Below are 20,415 nucleotides of genomic sequence, written 5' to 3' on the forward strand. Positions count from 1 at the left end.
TGCGCCAATGCGGGTCACGTGACAGCAGATACAACCCTGTTTGTCCTGCCAGCCTTCGGAAAAGGAGCGGACGGGCATTTTGTTTTTTATTTAAAAGATATATTAGCACCTATTGATGGATTTTCCACCCACAGATTATAAACCTTTAATAGGTGCGTTGCGGAAGGACGGGTGGGGTGTTTTTGATCACAGACAACCAAAAGATTGCCATTTTCTGCTGCAATGCAAATCAGGGCCTGTATGATAATGGTTTCCATGGAAAATTTCTGATGGGGCCGTCCCAACAGATTGCGCGCAAAAAGAAAGCGGAGCCGAAACTTTGAAAAAGATACTCGCTGTAATTGGCGCTCTTGTCGTAGTGATTATCGCCGCCCTGCTGGTTATTCCGTCGCTGATTGACTGGAACAGTTATAAAGCTGAAATAACCACAGCGGTTAGCGAAGCGACGGGCCGCAATCTGGAATTGCGTGGTGATTTATCCCTGTCATTGCTGCCTTACCCGGCCCTGTCCGTAAAGGATGCCGCCCTTGGCAATGTTGAAGGTGCTGCCGACAAAAACATGGTGACGGTCAAGGAAGTCGAGGTTTCGGTGGCCCTGATGCCGCTTCTGACCGGCAATATCCGGGTCACACAGGTGCGCCTGATTGACCCGGTGGTGTCGATTCAAACCTTCAGGGATGGCACCAATAACCTGGTATTTGACCCCAAAGATGCCAAAAGTCACGGCCCGGATGCCGGGACAATCAATAATCCCCAGGATCAATCGGCACCTCAGACCCCGGCAACGCAGGCACCTGAAAGCGCACCGGCGGAAAATGGTGGCGGAAGCTCGCTTGCAAGTTCGGTCCGGGTGGACAGCCTGTCGATTGAAAATGCCACCATCATTTATCGCGCACCCGGTAGCGAAGAACGGATCGAGGGTTTGACGCTGAGTGTTGAAGCCGACAGCCTGAATGGTCCGGCCACCGGCGAGGGCTATGTTTTCTATCACGGTATTCCGCTGACCTTTAAGCTGAATGTCGGTGAAATCAGCCAGACACAGGCTTTCCCCGTTTCGGTGCGGTTGGGCATTGATGATGTTGATGGCGGCATTGATGTCGGCGGCCAGGTGGATCTTTCGGGCACCGCGCCGGACTTCAAGGGGGAAATCAACGGCAAATTCGAGGATTTGCGCAAGGCTGCTCTGCGGATTGCCGGGGATGATGCCGATATTCCCGATATTGCCGCCAAGGAATTTGATCTTTCCGGTAAACTTGCCGCCAATGCCAAGGCGGTCACGGTCAATGATCTGGCCGTGCGTTTTGGCGATACCCGTGGCTCGGGCGCACTTTCGGTCAATACCGACCCGAAAATGAAGGCCGATTTGGCCCTGCGCTTTAACCAGTTTGACCTGGATGCCATTATGGCCCTTGCCAACGCATCGGGCACGCACAAGGCCGCCGCAACCGATACCAATGCCAGTGGTGAGGCCGCCAACAATGCGGATGTCGAAATCCCCGATGCGCAAAAGGCAGGCGGACAATCCATTCCCTCGCAGGGGCGCAAAAATGCCGATTCCAAAACGGCCCCGCTGATTCCGGCGGATCTGACCGGGTCGATTGACCTTGAAGTTGAATCGCTGATTTATAACCAGACCCCGATCCATAATGCCCGCATCAATGCCGGTATCGCCAACAGCAAAATCACGCTGAACGAGGTTTCGGCGGGCCTGCCGGGCGGTACGGATTTGCAGGTTTCCGGTGCCATTTCGGGCGAAAAACCGCAGATCAGTGCCGATTTGCGCTATGAAATCGCCTCGGACAATATCCGGGCCGTGATGCGCTGGCTGGGTGTTGATGTTGAAGGTGTGCGGGCAGACCGTTTGCGCCGTTTCTCGCTGACGGGTGGGCTCAAGGGCACAGCGGACCGCATTAATATCAACAATGTTGACATGCGTCTGGATGATACCGCCATTCGTGGCGCCATTGTTGCCAATCTCGACAGTGCGGGGCTGCCCGCGCTGGGGATTGGTTTGAAGCTCGATAAAATCAATCTTGATCAATATATGTCGGCAACGGCCAGTGCGGCGGATGGCGCATCTGGTGCATCAGCAGGGGCATCGGGCGGAGCCCCGGACAAGGCCGATGGCAATGCGTCCGGTACGACGGATGGGGCAAAGCAGGATCTGGTGAAAACCATTCATGCTGCCCTGGCCCCGTTAAACGGCCTTGCCGCCAATTATCGCATTGGCGCGGACGAGGTGACATCGTCAGGTGTTGCCATTCGCGGTATTTCGGTGGAAGGCAGCCTGCGCGGGGGTGATATTACCCTGAGCAACCTGTCGGTGGCCGATGCAGCCGGCATGTCATTGCAGGGCAGCGGCGCGTTTCTGGGCCAAAAGGACGTTCCCGAATTTAAAAACCTGAAACTCGGTGTGACGGCCAAAAACCTGGAGCCGTTGGTGAAGCTGACGGGGATTACCCTGCCTGCCCCGGCGGCCAATTATAAATCCATGAAGGCGGATATTACCCTGAATGGCCCCATGAGTGGACCGGACCTGAATGCCAGCCTGTCCAATTCGACTTTGCAGGTGGGGCTTCAGGGCAAGGTGAGTGGCCTTTTGGGCGATGCACCGGGCCTGACCGGCACGATCAATGCCCAGGCCGGTAGCCTGAACCGCGTGCTGCCCCTGATCGCGCCGACCTATAATCCGTCGGGCGATTTGGGCCGCTTTGCCTTTCAGGGCAAGGTGAATGGCAATGCCAAAAATGTTGCCATTGATATTGCCAAACTGGCAATTGGTACCTTTGAAACCGCCGGGACGGTGAAAATGGATGCGGCGGGGGATCGTACCCAACTGGATGTGAATCTGAAGGGCGGCAAGCTTCGGGTGGATCCGTTCCTGCCTGCGGCGGACCGTGCATCGCTTGATACGCCCCGCCGGGGGATGCGCCGGGCGTCATTGCCGTCATTTGACAATGACCTTCTGACCCGTGTGGATGCGCGCGATGGCACCCCGTGGGATGATAATGTGATTGATGTTTCGGCCCTGCGTCTGATCGATGGCAATATTTCCATTGTCATGGACCAGCTTGACTTCGACCATTTTTCGCTGGTGAACCCGGACCTTGCTGTCAAAATGAAACAGGGGCTTGTCACCATTGACCATTTGACGGGCAAGATGGGCGATGGGCCGCTTAATATCTCTGGCCAGTTTGATGCCAGCAAGGATGTGCCAAAGCTGGATTTGTCTGGCACGCTGGACAATGCCAACGTGGCGACACTGTTTCCCATCCAGGTCGCGAATGACACGGTGACGGGCATTGCCGGAACCAAATTTGCCGTCACCGCAAATGGCACAACATCGCGCGCATTGGTGAAGGCCCTGAATGGTACGGCGACGCTGAACCTTAAAGATATCCGCTTTAGCAATGCCGATAAGCGTTCCAAAGATCCCAAACTGGACTTGCAGGCGCTGTTGCGTCAGGGCCCAGCGGCAATGGTGGTGGAAGGGGTCGGCAATAACGACCTGTTGCGTACCCTGGATGCCGATATGAAAATTACCAACGGGGTGGCAAAAACCACCCGTGTCGATGCCACCTCGCGTGTGGGAACGGCGGATGCCGATGCCACCCTCGATTTGCCCAACTGGATTATGGACACACGGGCCGATTTTGATTTTTCCGAAAAAATCCACGATCTGCCGCCGTTCAGTGTTTTTGCCAAGGGCAAAATCGATGACCCGGCGATTAGTGGCCGTATGGACAAGGTGGCGGTCAAAACCCTGGAAAACCTGTTGGGTAAGGCACTGGGCGGAAAATCATCCGATAGTGGCGAACCCCAGTCGGACCGTGACAAGGCCAAGGATGCCGCCAAGGATGTTCTCAAGGGGCTGCTCAACCAGTTTGGCCGTTAATTCGGTCTCCTTTTGCGGGTTAAATCTTGTAAACGGTCCCGGTTTTCCGGGGCCGTTTTTGCATAGGGGCGGGTTGAAAAATACCGATTGCCACAAAACCGCAAAAAAACCTTAACAAATCGTGCCTGCTTCGACATGATCCGCCCGTCGATTCCCTGCAAAGGTTATGGTTGGTATGGTCGCGAAAAAAACGGCGCTCGATAAAGACCTCAAATGGCAGCGGCGGATGGACGCCGGTGTCGGCGAGACGGCGTCGCTCAGTGCGAAACTTGGTCTGTCGCTTGTTTTCCTTTTGGCGTGCAGCGCGTTTGTCGCCTTTCATATGGGGGGGCTGCCGCGCAGCGGCTTTCTGATTGCCGCCGCCGTGATTGGCGGTTACATGGCCCTTAACATTGGTGCCAATGACGTGGCAAACAATGTCGGGCCAGCGGTCGGGTCCAAGGCGCTAACAATGGTTGGCGCCCTTTTTGTTGCGGCCATATTCGAGGCTGCCGGGGCCATTCTGGCCGGGGGCGATGTGGTCAGCACCATTAAAAACGGTATTATTGACCCGTCACAAATGCCCGATGCGCAAACCTTCATTTGGGTGATGACGGCGGCCTTGCTGGCTGCGGCCCTGTGGCTGAACCTGGCGACCTATCTTGGCGCGCCGGTTTCCACCACCCATTCGATTGTCGGTGGCGTGATGGGGGCGGGGATGGCCGCCGTTGGCACCCATGCCGTGCATTGGTCCAATATGGGCGCGATTGCCGCAAGCTGGGTGATTTCGCCCATTTTGGGCGGTTTGATTGCGGCTGGCTTTTTGGCCTTCATCAAATTCAGGATACTGTTTGTCGAGGACCGCGTGGCAGCGGCGCGCAAATGGGTGCCGCTTCTGGTCAGTTTCATGGTGGCGGCCTTCACGGTTTACCTGATGATGAAGGGGATCAAGAAGGTCTGGAAGGCCGATACGGTCACGATCCTTCTGATCGGTGTTGCTGCCTTTGGCCTTACATTGTGGCCGGTGCGCAAGGCGGTTTACCGTGCCTCGCGCGAGATGACCGGGCGGCGCAAGGAAATCGCCTCGCTGTTTCGTATTCCATTGGTGGTTTCGGCGGCTTTGCTGTCTTTTGCACATGGTTCAAACGATGTTGCCAATGCGATTGGCCCGCTTGCGGCCATTGTCTCGGGGGTGCATCAAGGGGCAATTGTCACCTCCGCGCCGATTCCGATGTGGGTGATGGTGATTGGTGCATTGGGGATTTCGGCCGGTTTGTTGTTGTTTGGGCCCAAGCTGATCAAAACCGTGGGCAGCAAAATCACCAAGCTGGACCCGATCCGCGCCTATACCGTGGCCCTGTCGGCGGCATTAACCGTGATTGTTGCGTCGGCCCTTGGGCTTCCGGTCAGTTCCACCCATATTGCCGTGGGCGCGGTGTTTGGCGTGGGTTTTCTGCGCGAAAGCCTGAGCCACCGTCGTCGCCTGCAGGATGCACCACCGCCGCCGATGCTGATTGGCGGAACCGATGGCATGGACCAGCAAAGCCAGGATATTGAAGCCCTGCGCCAGTTGGACCCCAACCTTGCCGAACGGGCCGAACGCAAATTGCGCAAGCGCCTGCTGGTGCGCCGCCGTTATGCCCTGACGATTGCAACCGCCTGGGTGGTAACGGTGCCTGCCGGGGCTTTTTTGGGTGCGCTGCTGTATTTCACCATTCGTGGCATGATGCTGTAATCGCATTTTATTTCGCTGCATTTTTTCTCTATCCCCGGAGGAAATGCGCGATCTGCGGCAATGGCCGGCGTGTTCATCGAATGCGCCGGCCATTGTTTTTTGCTTGACCCGTCGGGGTGGGGGGCGTAAACAGCGCGCACTATTTTGCGACCCATTTTGCGCATCGTCGTTCCGAATTTCGGCACCGCGAGATTTGTTATGCGCGGGTTTTACCAAAAGGTTCAGAAAACATGAAAGCCATCATTGCAGGCATTTTGGCAATGGCCGCAACGGTTGTCGCCTCAAACATTCTGGTTGAATATCCGTTACCCGGTGTTTTGGCCAACTGGCTGACCTTTGGCGCCTTTACCTATCCGGTGGCGTTTCTGGTAACGGATTTGACCAACCGGGCGCGCGGCGCACAGGCAGCGCGCATGGTGGTGCTGTCGGGCTTTGCCATTGCGGTTGTGTTGTCGCTGATATTTGCCGATACCCGCATTGCCATTGCATCGGGAACGGCATTTCTGGTGGCGCAATTGATGGATGTTACCGTGTTTAACCGTTTGCGCCAGGCAAGCTGGTGGAAGGCACCGCTGGTTTCCTCCACCATTGGCTCGATGCTTGATACGGCGTTGTTTTTCTCCATCGCCTTTGCCGGGACCGGGCTGCCGTGGCATACATGGGCGCTGGGCGATTTTTCGGCCAAAATGATCATGGCGATGACCTGCCTTGCCCCGTTCCGTATGTTGATGTCGGTGATCCGTCCGGCGGGTCGCAATGATGGCATCACTGCCCAGTCCGCCAACGCCTGATCCCCGATCCTGTTATGTGTTTGTGGTGTCCTGACACCGCCAAGATGGAAAAAGAATGAAAGTCGATCTGTTCGATTTTGACCTGCCGCGTGACTGCATTGCCGAGCACCCGGCAGACCCGCGCGATTCCGCCCGGATGCTGGATTTGACCGCCGGTGCGATGAATGACCGTATCGTGCGCGAATTGCCCGATATTTTGCGCCCCGGCGATTTGCTGATTTCCAATGATACCCGCGTGATCCCCGCACGCCTGTTTGGCAAACGCGGGGAGGCGAAAATTGAAGTCACCCTGCACAAGCAGGAAGGGCTGGCGCAATGGCGGGCCTTTGCCAAACCGGCCAAAAAGCTGCGTGTAGGCGAAATTTTCAAGGTCAATGACAGCTTTGAAGCCGAAGTCATGGACAAGCAGGATGGCGGCGAAGTGCTGTTGCGCTTTAACGTTGCCGGGGCGGACCTTATTGCCGCACTGGAAAAATATGGTGTGATGCCCCTGCCGCCCTATATCCGCCGCGAGGCCGGGGGTGATGACAAGGACCGCCACGATTACCAGACCATCTTTGCCCGGCATGACGGGGCTGTTGCCGCACCGACCGCAGGGTTGCATTTCACCCCCGAATTGCTGGCAAAGCTGGATGCGCGCGGTATTACGCGCCGCACCATTACCCTGCATGTGGGGGCAGGCACGTTTTTGCCGGTCAAGGTTGATGATACCGACGATCATAAAATGCACGCCGAATGGGGCAGCATTTCGCCGGAAATTGCCGCCCTGGTGAACGAAACGCGGGCCAATGGCGGGCGTGTTGTGGCGGTGGGGACAACATCGCTGCGCCTGCTGGAAAGTGCGGCGCGTGAGGATGGCATCGTTGAACCGTTTGAAAGTGAAACCAGTATCTTTATTACGCCGGGTTACAAATTCCGCGGTGTTGACCTGCTGCTGACGAATTTTCATCTGCCGCGTTCCACCCTGTTCATGCTGGTTTCCGCCTTTGCCGGGATTGACCGCATGAAGGCGGCTTACGACCATGCCATTGCGCAGAAATACCGTTTTTATTCCTATGGCGACTGTTCGCTTCTGGAATGCGCCAACAAAGTTGAAGCACTGAAAAAGTCATGACCGAATTTCGTTACGAATTGCTGGCACAGGATGGCAAGGCCCGGCGCGGGCGCATTCACACCGCGCATGGCGTGATTGAAACGCCGGCCTTTATGCCGGTCGGGACCGCCGCCACCGTTAAAGGCATGATGCCCGAAAGTGTCGCGGCCACCGGCGCACAGATTTTGCTGGGTAATACCTATCATTTAATGTTGCGACCCGGTGCCGAACGCATTGCCCGCCTTGGCGGTTTGCACAAATTCATGAACTGGGACAAACCGATCCTGACCGATAGTGGCGGCTATCAGGTGATGTCGCTGGCGGGCTTGCGCAAAATCACCGAAGAAGGTGTGACCTTTAAAAGCCATATCGACGGGCGTAAATTTTCGCTTTCACCGGAACGGTCGATGGAAATTCAGCATTTGCTGGGCTCCACCATCACGATGGCGTTTGACGAATGCACGCCTTTCCCTGCGACCGAGGAAGTGGCGGCCGAAAGCATGCGCATGTCAATGCGCTGGGCCAAACGCTCGCGCGATGCCTTTGTCGAACGTGAAGGTTATGCGCTTTATGGCATTCAGCAGGGCAGTGTGTTTGAACATCTGCGCCGTGAAAGTTCCGAAAAACTGGCGGAGTTGGATCTGCCGGGTCATTCAGTCGGCGGCCTTGCCGTCGGCGAAGGCCAGCAGGTGATGTTTGAAACGCTGGATTTCTGCGTGGATATGCTGCCTGCCAATAAACCGCGTTATTTGATGGGCGTTGGTAAACCGTCCGATCTGGTGGGTGCTGTGATGCGCGGGATTGACCAGTTTGATTGCGTATTGCCCACTCGTTCGGGCCGCAATGCCCAGGCCTTTACCCGCCGGGGGACGGTGAACCTTAAAAATGGCCGTCACCGCGATGATGACCGCCCGCTCGATGACCAATGTTCGTGCCCGGCCTGTTCGCAATATTCGCGCGCCTATTTGCATCATCTGATCAAGGCGAACGAGATCTTGGGTGCCATGCTGCTGACCTGGCATAATTTGCAATATTATCAGGACCTGATGAAGGGCATGCGCGACGCCATTGATGAAGGCCGGATGGAAGCGTTTGCCAGGGATTTTTATGCCGGTCAGGAAGGCGGGGATATTGATCCTGTGCCGATGATCCAGGATTAAGGCCAGGGAACCCATATCATGTCAGACCAAAGCATTTACCAGAACCTGACCATGCTGGGCGGCGATACCAAGCAGCCCGCAAGCCCTGAAGAAGCCGTGCTGGAACGGGTGCAAAACCCGCAGGCCGGTACCGATTATTGCGTGCGTTTTGTCGCACCGGAATTTACCTCCCTGTGTCCGATCACCGGCCAGCCCGATTTTGCCCATCTGGTGATTGATTATGTCCCGGCAGACTGGCTTGTGGAAAGCAAGTCGTTAAAGCTGTTTCTCACTTCGTTTCGTAATCACGGGTCATTCCATGAAGATTGCACGATCAAGGTTGGCAAACGCATTGTTGAAACGCTGGACCCGAAATGGCTGCGTATTGGCGGTTACTGGTATCCGCGTGGCGGCATTCCGATTGATGTGTTTTACCAGACCGGACCGGCGCCCGAAGGTGTCTGGATCCCCGATCAGGGTGTCGCGCCCTATCGCGGGCGCGGTTAACATTCAAGGTCAGGGTATTTGCGCGTTTTGAAATGCGGCAAGTGGCTTGTGGCCCGATATAAACGTGAATAACCACGAAGCAGGAAGGTTTTGGCTTTCCTGCTTTTATTTTGTCTGAGTTATACGATTGATAATTATTCTCATTGATGGAGCGGGGTGTTCTTGGTATGGAAAAGGCCACGCCCCGCCAACAGCATAAGGGGGCGTTTGGTTCCGTAGAATAGGCCCGTTTGATGCGTCGCGATAGAGCGTCGGTTTTGATCCGCATTTTTCAGGAAAACTATGACCATCTGGTCCGGTTTCTGACCCGCCGTATGGGTGGGGATGCGCAACGCGCCGCCGATATCGCCCAGGATACCTATTTGCGCCTGGCATCGGCCCCGGTGAGTGAGGGCAAAATTGATAATCCGCGCGCCTATGTCTATCGCGTGGCGGGGAACCTTGCCATTGATTGCATACGCCGTGAAAAACGCCATTTTGCCAGCAGCCACCCCGATGCCGGGCAGGTCCCGGAACAGGTGGAAGACCCCAAACCATCACCTGAAATAACGGTTATGGGCCGCCAGCAACTGGCCCTGATTGACCGCGCATTGGAGCGCCTGCCGGAAAATCCACGTCGTGCATTGCTGATGTTTCGGGTGGATGGTTTTTCCCATGCCCGCATTGCACAGGAATTGGGGGTGTCGGAAAGCATGGTGGCCAAATATATTGCCCGTGCCTTGCAACAATGCCGCGATGAACTTTGGCAGGCGGATCAAAATAAATGAATTTTCAATTGCCGATTTTGAGGCGCCCGAACGTCTATATTTCCAGGGGCCGATTTTTCTGTGGTGGATCGCAGGTCAGAAAACAGGAACAGGGCGGTGACTAGACATTCAGACGGGCAGGACCAGAACCCGCTTAACAACCGGTCGGCAGCACAGGTGGCGCAGATGGCGCAGGATGAAACCAGCCGTCAGATCAGCGATACCGCCATTGACTGGCTGGTAAAGCTGTCATCCGGTCAGGTCACGCCCGATATGCAACGGCAATATCAGCATTGGCTGGCGCAATCGCCCCGCCATGAGCAGGCCGTGACTGATGCCCGCACCCTGCTTGACGGTATTGGTCGCACAGCCACCGCCAAACAGTGGCAGGAAGCTGGCGACGCGGCATCTGCCAATGCTGTGAACGCGCCCGATTTTGCAGGCGGTGCCGGTGCGGATGATCTCATGGGGGCCTCGGACCGTCTGTCTGAAAGCTCGCTTGCTTCATCACCCAATGCAAATATTGCGGGGGCAAGTGCGCGTGGAAACCATAAGGATGCGGCGACACGGGCGCCGGGCCACGATGGCAAAGGCGGATACGCCATGCCCCGCAATGCAACGGCAGCGGCCAGTTACCGTCGCGCAGCTATTGGTGCTCGTGCGGGTGTTCGTACTGGTTCCGGTGGCCGGTTGGTTATGTGGATGGCGGTTTTGCTGGTGCTGGTGTGTGGGGCTGGCGCGGCGATTGTGCCGGGCATGGTCGGGCCGGTTGCGGGCCTGTTTGCCGATTATGCCACCGGCATTGGCGAACAGAAAACCATTACCCTGGCCGATGGTACGGTGGTGCATTTAAACACGGCATCCGCCCTGTCGGTGCATTACACGCCAACCCGGCGCGAGGTGCATTTGCAGGCGGGCGAGGCATGGTTTGATGTACATAAAAACCCCAACCGGCCCTTTGTTGTTATGGCGGGCAACGGGCAGGCACGCGCCGTTGGCACGTCCTATGACGTGGCGTTGGTTGATGATGCCGTTCATGTCCGGGTCAGTGAAGGTATTGTTGCGGTTTCCGCGGCCAATGGGGAGGCGGCCGCATCGACAGCGGATTTGCCGGATGCCAGCAGTCTGGAAAATGGCGGTGTGCGTGTTTTGGCCGGGCAGCAGGTTGCCTATGATGCCAGCGGGCGGTTGGGCGCAGTCCGTACCTTTGATGATGCCGGGCAAAGTGCCTGGCGGCGCGGCAAGCTGATTTTCAACCAGCAACCGCTAAACGCCGTCATTGCCGACATACAGCGTTACCGTAAAGGGCGCATCGTGCTGATTAATCAGGGTTTGGCATCGCTCAAGGTCAGCGGGGTGTTTGACCTGCATGACCTTGATGATCTGTTGAAATCGATTGATGAAACAACACCGGCCAGCGTGATTTCAACACCGGTCATGACCCTAATCTATTGATTTAACGTCTTAAAACGCATCCATAAAACTTTTGTGCAATTTTTTTGAAAAATCTGCTGCAAGTTTGGTGGGCGGGTTTCGTCATATGATCAACAGCAAATGATAACGGTTATCAAATTCATTTGCATTGGGGTGAGATTTTATAAAGGTTGATCACGATGACGTTCGGTTCAAACCGCGCCGATGGGCATGATGTGCCCTTGTCTGTTTTGCGGTCTGTTTGCACATTTAACGCAGATACCCATAAATCTGGCACAGCCATTCGCCAGTTTATGGGGCGGCTTTTGTTGGGCACGGTGCTTTCGGGGGTGGTGATGGTGGCCGGTATGGCGGTGGTATCTGCCCCGGCACAGGCGCAAAGCGGTGCCTTGGTTAATGATGCCAAGGTTTTATTCAATATTCCTGCGCAAAATCTGGATCGGGCACTCACCGCATTTGCCGATCAGGCCGATGTGAAACTGTTCTTCCCCAGCGAAGGCCTTGCCAATGTGCAGGCGGCGGCGGTTTCGGGCCGGTTCACCCGTGAACAGGCTTTGCAAATGCTGCTGAGCGGGTCGGGTTATAGCTGGCGGGTGACGGATGATGACACCATCACGATTATCGGCGGATCAGCCAGTACCGATGCCAGCAATGGCATTATACTGGACCCGGTCCGGGTTGAGGCGGACCGCGAAATTGAACGCGCCGATGGCCCGGTAGAGGGATATGTTGCCAAACGGTCGCTTTCGGCCACCAAAACCGACACGCCGATTTTGGAAACCGCCCAAAGCATTTCGGTGGTAACGGCCGATGAAATTGAAGACCAGGGCTCGCAAACCGTGATGCAGGCGATGCGTTATACCCCGGGGGCCTTTACCGGGCAGGTTGGGGCATCCAACCGGTATGATTATGTCATTTTGCGCGGGTTGGTCGATCGCAGCATCGATAATATCTATCTCGATGGTATGAAAACCATGAGCGATGATTCGACCTATAGCTCGATGCAGATCGATCCCTATTTTGTCGAACGGATCGATACGGTCAAAGGCCCGGCATCGGTATTATATGGCCGCTCCTCGCCCGGTGGTCTGGTGGCATTAAGCAGCAAAAAACCGGAATTTGAACAAAAGGGCGAGGTCGAGCTTTCCTATGGCACGCGCAATCAGCGCGCTGTTGCCTTTGATGTTACCGGCCCGCTTACCAAAGGTGATAAACTGGCCTATCGTCTGGTGGGCAAGGCCGATGCGTCGGACACCCAGTTTGATTATGCCAAGGAAGAACGTTATGTGATTGCGCCGTCCCTAACGGCAAATTTCACCGATGATACCCGTCTGACCCTGATGGGATATTTTCAGCGTGATCCCGAAGGCGGCAGCCATAATGGCGTACCGGCGGAAGGCACGCTTTACCCCCATAACGGGCGCTATATTTCGCGCCATTTCTTTGACGGTGACCCGTCGCTGGAAAAGTTTGATCGCACGCAAAACATGATCGGCTATCAGTTTGAACATGATTTTGATGACGATCTCAGCTTTAAACAGAATTTCCGTTTTCTGGATTCCGACGTTGATATTGACCAGATTTATCAGACCGGCTGGAACGGGACGAGCAACAACCTCAACCGTGCCTATTATGGCGGTTATGAAAGCCTGCGCGCCTTTACGGTCGATAATCAGTTAAAGGGCAATTTTGCCACGGGTGATGTTGACCATACGGTTGTTGGCGGGCTGGATTACCAGCATCGCCGCTCACGGACCAATTACTGGTATATGACGGCATCGACGATCAATCCGTGGGACCCGTCATATGGTAATCCTGGGGTGACGTTTGGCACGCCCTATGCCCTGGCAACAAAAACACTGGAACAAACCGGCCTTTATCTTGAAGATCAGCTTTCCTATGAAAACTGGCGCCTGTCGCTTGGTGCGCGGGAAGACTGGGTTGAAACCGATAACCTGAACCGATTGACGGAAAAGCGTACCGGCGAAGACCGCAGCAAACTGACCACCCGTGCCGGATTGCTTTATCTGTTTGATAATGGCGTGGCACCTTATGTCAGCTATTCGGAATCCTTTAACCCCAACCTTTATTCCGATGCCAGTGGCGACCCGCTACCACCCACCGAAGGCACCCAGTATGAAGCCGGGGTCAAATATCAGCCCACCGGGCGTGATATTTTGCTGACCGCATCGGTTTTCCATATCGAACAGGAAAATGTCGCCATTGCCGACCCGGTGACTTTTGTTTATTCCCCGGCCGGGACCATCAAATCGCAAGGGATCGAACTTGAAGCACGGGCAAAACTGACCGATCATTTCAGCATGATCGCCGGTTATGCCTATACCGATGCAAGTTACGACGCACCGGGCGATGCCAAGGACGGTAAAACACCCATGCAGGTGCCCGAACATACCGCATCCCTTTGGGGTAAATACAGCTTTGATGCCGGTATGCTGGCGGGCCTTGATGTTGCGGCAGGCGCGCGTTATGTCGGTGAAACTTGGGCAACGGAAACCAATACCCAGCGCGTGCCCGATTACACCATTGTCGATCTGTCCTTTGATTATGATTTATCGCGTATCGGTGTGGAAAATGCCGATATGCGCTTTAACATCAATAACCTGTTTGACAAAAACTACATCGCGTCGTGTTACAAGCTGGCGAACTGCTATTTCGGTGAAGAACGCACCATGCTCGCCACCTTGCGGTATCGTTTCTAACCGGTAAACAGATGCACCCGCTGTGCACTGCACATGTTGCTGCCAAAGCTGGCGCAAGAGAATGAAGAGACGCGGCCAATCAATGGTCGCGTCCCTTTAATCTGTTTATATGATAAAGTGGTGACGGTTACTGGCCGCTATCCTTCATCGCCTGAACCATCAGGGCGGTATTGTATTTCATCAGTTGGACATAGGTTGCCGCCGGGCCATCTTTTTCGGAAAGGGATTCCGGATAAAGCTCGCCGCCCGGCTGTGCCCCCGTTGCCGCGGCAATTTGTTTGACCAGGCGGGAATCATTGGAATTTTCCAGAAAATAAACCCGCACATGTTCTGCTTTGATTTGTGAAATCAGATCGGCAATATCCTTGGCCGATGCCTCGGATTCCGTTGAAACGCCCAGTGGGGCCAGGAACAGCACGCCGTATGCCTGCCCGTAATAGCCAAAGGCATCATGGCTGGTCAGAATTTTGCGGGCTGATGGGGGTGTTTGGGCTATTTGCTTGCGAATGCTGTCATCCAGGGCTTGCAGGACCACCTTGTAATCGGTCGCATTTTTCCTGAAATAGGCGGCATCCTGCGGGTCGGCGGCAACCAGGGCCTTTTCGATATTATCCACCCAGATCATGACATTGCCCGCATCGTTCCAGACATGCGGATCGGTAACTTGTTTACCGTCTTCATCAAATTCGTGGGTTTTAATGCCCGTTGAAACCACCACCGGGGGCTTGGCACCATTTGCGGCCCTGGTGATGCGGGCAAACCAGCCTTCAAGGCCCTCGCCACTTAAAAATGTGACATCGGCATTGTGAATGGCAATGGCATCCTGCGGGGCGGGTTCGTAATCGTGCGGGTCGCCATTACGGTCCACCAGATTGGTGACTTTGACATGGGAACCGCCGACATTTTCCACCACATCGGCCAGAATGGAAAAACTGGTCACAACATTAAGCGTTTTGGCCGAGGCCGCCCCGGCGGTCAGCAGCATTGCCGAGGAAATAATAGCCATACGCAGCAGATTTTTAGGCTTCATCAGAACGTCCTTTGATCTTTTGGGAGGGGGAGTTAACCGGAAAACGGGATGGCGCGTTTGAACAGACCACGCCCGGCAAAAATGCCGTGTGGTGCCGCGACCAGGGAAAAACCGTAAAACAGGCTGGCCGATAAAATGATCGCCGGACCCGATGCCAGGGCGAAATAATAGGAAACCAGCAATCCCGACAGCCCCGACAGCGCAGCGGTAAAGGCGGCCATTGCCATCATGCGCGGCAGCGTGCGCGTCCATAAGCGGGCGACAATGGCGGGCAGGGTCATCATGCCAACCGCCATCAGGGTGCCCAGTGTTTGAAACCCGGCCACAAGGTTAATGACCACCAGAAACAAAAACAGCAGATGATAAAAAGGCCCGGTCCCGGCAACAGTGCGCAAAAAGCCAGGATCAAAACATTCGGTGACAAGCGGGCGGTAGATCAGGGCCAGAATGATCAGGGACACCGATGAAATCAGACCGACCAGCATAATCGCGTTTTGATCCACCGACAGGATGGTGCCAAATAACACATGTAAAAGGTCAATGTTTGATCCCTTCAGCGAGACAATCAGCACGCCAAAGGCAAGGGATGTGAGGTAAAAGCTGGCGAAACTGGCATCTTCGCGCAAAACGGTTTTGCGGCTGACCAGCCCGGACAGCACCGACACCCCCAAACCGGCAATCAGCCCGCCCAGCCCCATTGCCGGCAGTGACAGGCCACCGGCAACAAGAAAGCCAATGGCTGCACCTGGCAGGACGGCGTGGCTCATGGCATCGCCCACCAGCGTCATGCGGCGGAGCAAAAGTAAAACGCCCACCGGCCCGGCGCTGCATCCCAGAACAAAGGTTGCGACCAGGGCGCGTCGCATAAAGCCGTAATGGATAAAAGGGTCAATCAACCCGAGTGCCGTTGTCATGACAGAAGCCTGAGTTTTGCAAAACCGGTTTTGACGGATGATTGCTGATCAGAACCGGATGATGATGTTGTATGTCCGGTGGACGCAAAATGGTGGGGGCCTGTCCATTGTGGTGAAGGGGGCAGGATGGTTTCGGTCGCGCCCCAGGCATAACCCTGCGCATGTAAAAACAGGGTTTGGGGAAAATGATGGCGGATATGGTCAAAGTCGTGCAGCACGGCAATGACGGTGCGGCCTTCGCGATGCCAGTTTTTGATGATCCCGATCAGGTCATCGGTGGTTTGGGCATCGATGGCGGTAAAGGGTTCATCCAGCAAAATGACTGGAGCATCCTGCAGGATCAGACGGGCAAACAAAACGCGCTGTAACTGCCCGGCGGAAAGGGTGCTGATAGGGCGGTTGGCAAGGTTTTCCAGCCCGACCTGACACAGGGCATTATGGGCCTTTCGGGCCAGGGCGCGGTTTACCGCGCGAAATGCCCCCATTTGCTTCCAGGCGCCCAAAATCACGGTATCGGCAACGGTAAAGGGAAAAGACTTTTCCAGCGTTGACGTTTGCGCCAGATAGGCCATGACTGGACCTTTCATGCCGCCCGTATCGATTGTGCCGTTTGTCAGCGGGATTTCACCAATGAGGCCTTTGACCAGGGTGGATTTTCCCCGGCCGTTTTCTCCGGCAATTGCCGTAAGACTGCCGGGGGCAAAACATCCTGACACATCCCGGATGATCGGGTCGCCACCGTAATCAATAACGATATTTTGCAAATGAATCGGAGCTGGCATCATGGCAGGGAGACAGACCAGTAAATCGCGGCCCAGATCACAATCAGCATCAGCAGGACCAGAAAAAGACGATAAAGGGCAGATCGCGCCAGAAATGACGTGATGAAGGGCGTATGGTTGGACATGGGATGCTCTGGCTTGGGACGTGGAGCAGGAGGGAGTGTCACAGAGGATGTGTAAATTGTTATGATATAACATAACAAAAAATCGGTTTTGTCCAGTGTCTTTTTTGCCGTGGTGTTTTTAAATGTGCAAAACAGCCATGCTGGATTTTTAACGGCGGCAAATGTTATGAAGCATCCGGTTGAGGGTGCGGCATATCGCAATGGATGCGGTGTGTTCGGGCCAGCGGGCAACAGGCTATCGGATATCAGATTTGGCAGGCAGCATTTCCTTTCGCGACATTCAGGACAAAGCCAAAGACATCGGCTTTGATGTCTGTGGTGTGGCGCGCCCGGAAATTGACCCGCGTAACCAGCAGCGGCTCGATGAATTTGTCGCGGGCCGGGAATTTGGCAGTATGGAATGGATGGCGGACCCGGAACGCCTGCCGCGCCGCCGCGACCCGCGTGTTTTGTGGGAAGATGTAAAAAGCGTGATTGTGCTGGGCACCAATTATGGCCCGGCAGAGGACCCGCTAACCCTGCTGGATCATCCGGACCGGGCGATGATTTCGGTTTATGCGCAAAACCGCGATTATCATGACCTGATCAAAAAACGTCTGAAACAGCTTGCCCGCTGGTTAATGGAGCAAAGCGGCGAGGGCGAACAGGTCAAGGTTTTTGTTGATACCGCGCCGGTTTTGGAAAAGCCGTTGGCGCAATCTGCGGCGATTGGCTGGCAGGGCAAACATACCAATGTGGTGTCGCGCCAATATGGCTCCTGGCTTTTTTTGGGTGAGGTTTTTACCACCCTGGAATTTGACGATGCGCCAAACCGGCCGGAAATTGACCATTGCGGGTCGTGCCGCAATTGCCTGGATGCCTGCCCGACAAATGCCTTTCCCGCGCCCTATAAACTTGATGCGCGCAAATGTATTTCGTATCTGACCATCGAGCATGACGGCGTGATTCCGCGTGAATTTCGCGTTGCAATGGGCAATCGTATTTATGGCTGTGATGATTGCCTGTCGGTTTGCCCGTGGAACAAATTTGCCAGCCGAACCGAAGAACTGGCCTTTATCCCGCGTGCCGAACTGACCGCGCCGCGCCTGGCGGATTTCCTCGATATGGATGACACTGCCTTCCGTGCCTTTTTTACCGGATCGCCGATTAAGCGCATTGGCCGGGAAAAATTTTTGCGCAATGTGCTGATTGCGATTGGCAATGCGGGCGATCGGCAGGTGGTGCCGCGCTTGCAAATGCTGTTGGCGGATCCCTCTGCCCTGATCCGGGCGAGTGTGGTGTGGGCGCTATCCCGTTTGATGACCATCGACGAATTTGCCGAGATACGGCAAAGCCAGCTTGCGGGCGAGCAGGATGAAACCGTGCGCACCGAATGGGAAGCTATGGCCTGATCTGCTATGTTGCCAAGTTGGGCACGGTTTCAAAGTGATAGCAGACCGAGGCATCATGTTCGTTGATCAGGGCAATGCCATATCCCGGTTCCAGCCAAGCCTTGTCGGGAAGGCCGCTGCCTGGCTGCATGGCAAGGGGCTGACCCGTGTAACTGCTGGGGCCGCAGGTAAAGGGAATATCGTGCCATATGCCGTGTAACGGGCGGTGCAAGTGACCAAAAAAGATATGCTTTACCGCCCCATGCGCGGCGATCACATCGCCAAAATCATCGGCGTTTTGCAAATTGATGGAATCCATAAAGGGCAGGCCAACCGTAACCGGCGGATGGTGCATAAAAATCATAACCGGCAGGTTTTGCGATGCCGCCAGTTCGGACGATAGCCATGCGAGGCGTTTTTCACACAGGATCCCGGTATCCTCGCCCTCGATCAATGTATCAAGCAGCACAAAGCGGATGCCGTTATGGGTAAAGGCATGGTTGATAAAGCCGTTTTTATCCTGCCGGGGTTTGGGCAGGGCGGCCAGCAGCGGTGCCCGCGCATCATGGTTGCCAGGAATGACATGAACCGGCATGGGTAAATCGGCAATGGTGCGGGCAAACAGGTCATATTGTGTTGGCGTGCCATCATGGGTCAGGTCGCCGGAAATGATGCACAGCCCGGCATCGCTGTGCCATTGGCAAATATCGGCAATGATCCGTTGCAGGGTTTGCTGCGGGCTGGGGCCGGTTGTCGCTTGGCCTGCCGGGGCGGGGTCGATGAAATGACAGTCGCTTAGGTGAATTATTTTCATGATGGTCCCGTTTGTCCCTTACGGTGTATCGCGCAAGACTATATCGTGGCATTTCACCTGTTTGTTCAATGGAATATTTGATGACTGACCTTGTTCGCAAACGTTCAATCACCATTGCCGGGCATCGGACCAGTTTTTCGCTCGAAGAGGCCTTTTGGCAGGAATTGCAACAAATTGCGCAACGCGAAGGCCATTCTGTTGCGGAAATGGTGGCACTGATTGACGAAGGCCGGGAAGGCAATTTATCAAGTGCCCTGCGTTTATATGTTCTGGGTGATTTGCAACGGCGGTTAAAAATGGCCATGCAGGCGCAAAGCGGCGTTTCCCCCTCCGAAGAAGGTTTGTCTGACTAAATGAACATTCCGCAGAAAATGGCAGTCACCGGGGCCAATGGCTTTGTCGGGCAGGCGGTGTGCAAGGCCGCCCTTGCCGATGGTTTCGCGGTTCGCCCGCTGGTGCGCAATGCCGCAGCCCTGGCACAGTTGCCCGCCGAATTACAGCCCCACGCCCGTATTATCGGCACGATTGATGGTAAAACCGACTGGACGGGGCATCTTGACGGGGTGTCATGTGTGGTACATCTGGCAGCACGCGTGCATGTGATGAATGAAACGGCGGGTAATCCACTTGCGGCCTTTCGCGCGGTCAATGTTGCGGGCAGTTTGCAGTTGGCCCGTGCGGCAGCGGCACAAAATGTCTCGCGGATGGTGTTTGTCAGTTCGATCAAGGTCAATGGCGAGGAAACCCGCTTTTCCGCCTTTGATGAACACAGCCCGGTTCATCCGCAGGATCCTTATGGGCGTTCCAAGGCCGAGGCAGAGGATGCCTTGCGTGCCTTTTCGCAAAAATCCGGCCTGGGATTGACGATTTTACGCCCGCCTTTGGTCTATGGTCCCGGGGTAAAGGCCAATTTTGCCGCACTGGTCAAACTGGCCTTGCGGGGTATTCCCCTGCCATTTGGTGCTATTCGCAACCATCGCAGTTTGATCCATGTTGATAATCTGGCTGATGCCTGTGTCGTGGTGGCGCGCCACCCGGCAGCCAGTTACCAGACCTATATGGTCTCGGATGGCGAGGATTTTTCGATTGGTGAAATGATCACGCTTCTGGCCGAAGGCATGGGGAAAAAGGCGTTCCTGGTGCCGGTACCGGTGTCGGTTTTATCCTTTTTGGGGCAGATCACGGGAAAATCGGCCCAGATACAGCGCCTGACCGGGTCGTTGCAGGTCGATAGCCGTGCCATTCGCCGTGATTTGCGCTGGTTGCCCCCCATCGCGGCGCGGGATGGCTTACGTCAGGTCGGGGCATGGTTTGCTGGCAACGCCAAAAAGCACGATTAGG

Annotated in this window: 18 protein-coding genes; 12 read left to right on the plus strand and 6 right to left on the minus strand. The window is 55.4% G+C overall.

Features of this window, described 5'->3' with window-relative positions; genetic code table 11:
* Nucleotides 1-86 precede the first annotated feature (86 nt).
* Nucleotides 87-257 (minus strand): hypothetical protein, encoded by a 171-nt coding sequence (locus tag TH25_RS24920; protein ID WP_181847597.1) that lies wholly within the window; start codon nt 255-257, stop codon nt 87-89.
* A gap of 62 nt (nt 258-319) precedes the next feature.
* Here TH25_RS24920 and TH25_RS12460 point away from each other — a divergent pair, with 62 nt between their 5' ends.
* From TH25_RS12460 to TH25_RS12500, 9 genes are all read left to right on the plus strand, one after another.
* A complete protein-coding gene (locus tag TH25_RS12460) occupies nt 320-3,895 on the plus strand; it encodes an AsmA family protein (protein WP_114088744.1) in 3,576 nt (1,191 codons plus the stop codon).
* Nucleotides 3,896-4,070: 175 nt separating this feature from the next.
* Nucleotides 4,071-5,609 (plus strand): inorganic phosphate transporter, encoded by a 1,539-nt coding sequence (locus TH25_RS12465; protein ID WP_114088778.1) that lies wholly within the window; start codon nt 4,071-4,073, stop codon nt 5,607-5,609.
* A gap of 230 nt (nt 5,610-5,839) precedes the next feature.
* Nucleotides 5,840-6,400: a queuosine precursor transporter gene (locus TH25_RS12470; RefSeq protein ID WP_114088779.1), complete on the plus strand. Its 561-nt coding sequence runs from the start codon at nt 5,840-5,842 to the stop codon at nt 6,398-6,400.
* 55 nt (nt 6,401-6,455) lie between these two features.
* Nucleotides 6,456-7,514, plus strand: a complete 1,059-nt coding sequence (queA, locus tag TH25_RS12475) for a tRNA preQ1(34) S-adenosylmethionine ribosyltransferase-isomerase QueA (protein WP_114088745.1) — start codon at nt 6,456-6,458, stop codon at nt 7,512-7,514.
* Nucleotides 7,511-8,653: a tRNA guanosine(34) transglycosylase Tgt gene (gene tgt / locus TH25_RS12480; protein ID WP_101264736.1), complete on the plus strand. Its 1,143-nt coding sequence runs from the start codon at nt 7,511-7,513 to the stop codon at nt 8,651-8,653. Before queA ends, tgt begins: the two co-directional genes overlap by 4 nt.
* A gap of 18 nt (nt 8,654-8,671) precedes the next feature.
* A complete protein-coding gene (queF, locus tag TH25_RS12485; protein WP_073955937.1) occupies nt 8,672-9,139 on the plus strand; it encodes a preQ(1) synthase in 468 nt (155 codons plus the stop codon).
* 233 nt (nt 9,140-9,372) lie between these two features.
* A complete protein-coding gene (locus tag TH25_RS12490) occupies nt 9,373-9,906 on the plus strand; it encodes an RNA polymerase sigma factor (RefSeq protein ID WP_114088746.1) in 534 nt (177 codons plus the stop codon).
* Nucleotides 9,907-10,002: 96 nt separating this feature from the next.
* On the plus strand, nt 10,003-11,340 hold the full coding sequence (locus TH25_RS12495) for a FecR family protein (protein WP_147253012.1): 1,338 nt from the start codon (nt 10,003-10,005) through the stop codon (nt 11,338-11,340).
* Between the two features lie 158 nt (nt 11,341-11,498).
* Nucleotides 11,499-14,039: a TonB-dependent siderophore receptor gene (locus tag TH25_RS12500; protein ID WP_258549135.1), complete on the plus strand. Its 2,541-nt coding sequence runs from the start codon at nt 11,499-11,501 to the stop codon at nt 14,037-14,039.
* A gap of 127 nt (nt 14,040-14,166) precedes the next feature.
* On the opposite strand, the gene TH25_RS12505 is transcribed toward TH25_RS12500, so the two are convergent.
* The 4 genes from TH25_RS12505 to TH25_RS25435 are packed head-to-tail and all read right to left on the minus strand — an operon-like array spanning nt 14,167 to nt 16,890.
* Nucleotides 14,167-15,069, minus strand: coding sequence for a metal ABC transporter solute-binding protein, Zn/Mn family (locus TH25_RS12505; RefSeq protein WP_114088748.1), 903 nt, complete (start codon nt 15,067-15,069; stop codon nt 14,167-14,169).
* Nucleotides 15,070-15,101: 32 nt separating this feature from the next.
* Nucleotides 15,102-15,983, minus strand: coding sequence for a metal ABC transporter permease (locus TH25_RS12510; RefSeq protein WP_114088749.1), 882 nt, complete (start codon nt 15,981-15,983; stop codon nt 15,102-15,104).
* Nucleotides 15,980-16,768: a metal ABC transporter ATP-binding protein gene (locus tag TH25_RS12515; RefSeq protein WP_114088750.1), complete on the minus strand. Its 789-nt coding sequence runs from the start codon at nt 16,766-16,768 to the stop codon at nt 15,980-15,982. The genes TH25_RS12510 and TH25_RS12515 overlap by 4 nt, the downstream gene beginning before the upstream one ends.
* On the minus strand, nt 16,765-16,890 hold the full coding sequence (locus TH25_RS25435; RefSeq protein WP_258549136.1) for a hypothetical protein: 126 nt from the start codon (nt 16,888-16,890) through the stop codon (nt 16,765-16,767). The genes TH25_RS12515 and TH25_RS25435 overlap by 4 nt, the downstream gene beginning before the upstream one ends.
* Nucleotides 16,891-17,141: 251 nt before the next feature.
* Here TH25_RS25435 and queG point away from each other — a divergent pair, with 251 nt between their 5' ends.
* Complete coding sequence (gene queG, locus TH25_RS12520; RefSeq protein ID WP_258549137.1) at nt 17,142-18,281, plus strand: tRNA epoxyqueuosine(34) reductase QueG; 1,140 nt, start codon at nt 17,142-17,144, stop codon at nt 18,279-18,281.
* A 4-nt stretch (nt 18,282-18,285) separates the two neighbouring features.
* On the opposite strand, the gene TH25_RS12525 is transcribed toward queG, so the two are convergent.
* Nucleotides 18,286-19,074 (minus strand): phosphodiesterase, encoded by a 789-nt coding sequence (locus TH25_RS12525; protein ID WP_114088752.1) that lies wholly within the window; start codon nt 19,072-19,074, stop codon nt 18,286-18,288.
* Nucleotides 19,075-19,154: 80 nt separating this feature from the next.
* Here TH25_RS12525 and TH25_RS12530 point away from each other — a divergent pair, with 80 nt between their 5' ends.
* Together TH25_RS12530 and TH25_RS12535 are read left to right on the plus strand one after the other, a co-directional pair.
* The gene (locus TH25_RS12530; protein WP_114088753.1) at nt 19,155-19,427 is read left to right on the plus strand and encodes a ribbon-helix-helix domain-containing protein; all 273 of its coding nucleotides are present in this window, start codon (nt 19,155-19,157) and stop codon (nt 19,425-19,427) included.
* On the plus strand, nt 19,428-20,414 hold the full coding sequence (locus TH25_RS12535; protein WP_114088754.1) for an NAD-dependent epimerase/dehydratase family protein: 987 nt from the start codon (nt 19,428-19,430) through the stop codon (nt 20,412-20,414).
* Nucleotide 20,415: the final 1 nt, after the last annotated feature.

The sequence above is a fragment of the Thalassospira profundimaris genome, from assembly GCF_003326755.1.
In the GTDB taxonomy this organism is placed as follows: domain Bacteria; phylum Pseudomonadota; class Alphaproteobacteria; order Rhodospirillales; family Thalassospiraceae; genus Thalassospira; species Thalassospira profundimaris_B.

Bases quoted from the DNA above. Each gene is read 5' to 3' on its own strand.
- queA (WP_114088745.1), top strand. From the start codon at position 6,456: ATGAAAGTCGATCTGTTCGATTTTGACCTGCCGCGTGACTGCATTGCC.
- TH25_RS12465 (WP_114088778.1), top strand. From the start codon at position 4,071: ATGGTCGCGAAAAAAACGGCGCTCGATAAAGACCTCAAATGGCAGCGG.
- TH25_RS12525 (WP_114088752.1), bottom strand. From the start codon at position 19,074: ATGAAAATAATTCACCTAAGCGACTGTCATTTCATCGACCCCGCCCCG.
- TH25_RS12510 (WP_114088749.1), bottom strand. From the start codon at position 15,983: ATGACAACGGCACTCGGGTTGATTGACCCTTTTATCCATTACGGCTTT.
- tgt (WP_101264736.1), top strand. From the start codon at position 7,511: ATGACCGAATTTCGTTACGAATTGCTGGCACAGGATGGCAAGGCCCGG.
- TH25_RS12500 (WP_258549135.1), top strand. From the start codon at position 11,499: ATGACGTTCGGTTCAAACCGCGCCGATGGGCATGATGTGCCCTTGTCT.
- TH25_RS12505 (WP_114088748.1), bottom strand. From the start codon at position 15,069: ATGAAGCCTAAAAATCTGCTGCGTATGGCTATTATTTCCTCGGCAATG.
- TH25_RS25435 (WP_258549136.1), bottom strand. From the start codon at position 16,890: ATGTCCAACCATACGCCCTTCATCACGTCATTTCTGGCGCGATCTGCC.
- queF (WP_073955937.1), top strand. From the start codon at position 8,672: ATGTCAGACCAAAGCATTTACCAGAACCTGACCATGCTGGGCGGCGAT.
- TH25_RS12535 (WP_114088754.1), top strand. From the start codon at position 19,428: ATGAACATTCCGCAGAAAATGGCAGTCACCGGGGCCAATGGCTTTGTC.
- TH25_RS12530 (WP_114088753.1), top strand. From the start codon at position 19,155: ATGACTGACCTTGTTCGCAAACGTTCAATCACCATTGCCGGGCATCGG.
- TH25_RS12515 (WP_114088750.1), bottom strand. From the start codon at position 16,768: ATGATGCCAGCTCCGATTCATTTGCAAAATATCGTTATTGATTACGGT.
- TH25_RS12470 (WP_114088779.1), top strand. From the start codon at position 5,840: ATGAAAGCCATCATTGCAGGCATTTTGGCAATGGCCGCAACGGTTGTC.
- TH25_RS24920 (WP_181847597.1), bottom strand. From the start codon at position 257: ATGGAAACCATTATCATACAGGCCCTGATTTGCATTGCAGCAGAAAAT.
- TH25_RS12490 (WP_114088746.1), top strand. From the start codon at position 9,373: ATGCGTCGCGATAGAGCGTCGGTTTTGATCCGCATTTTTCAGGAAAAC.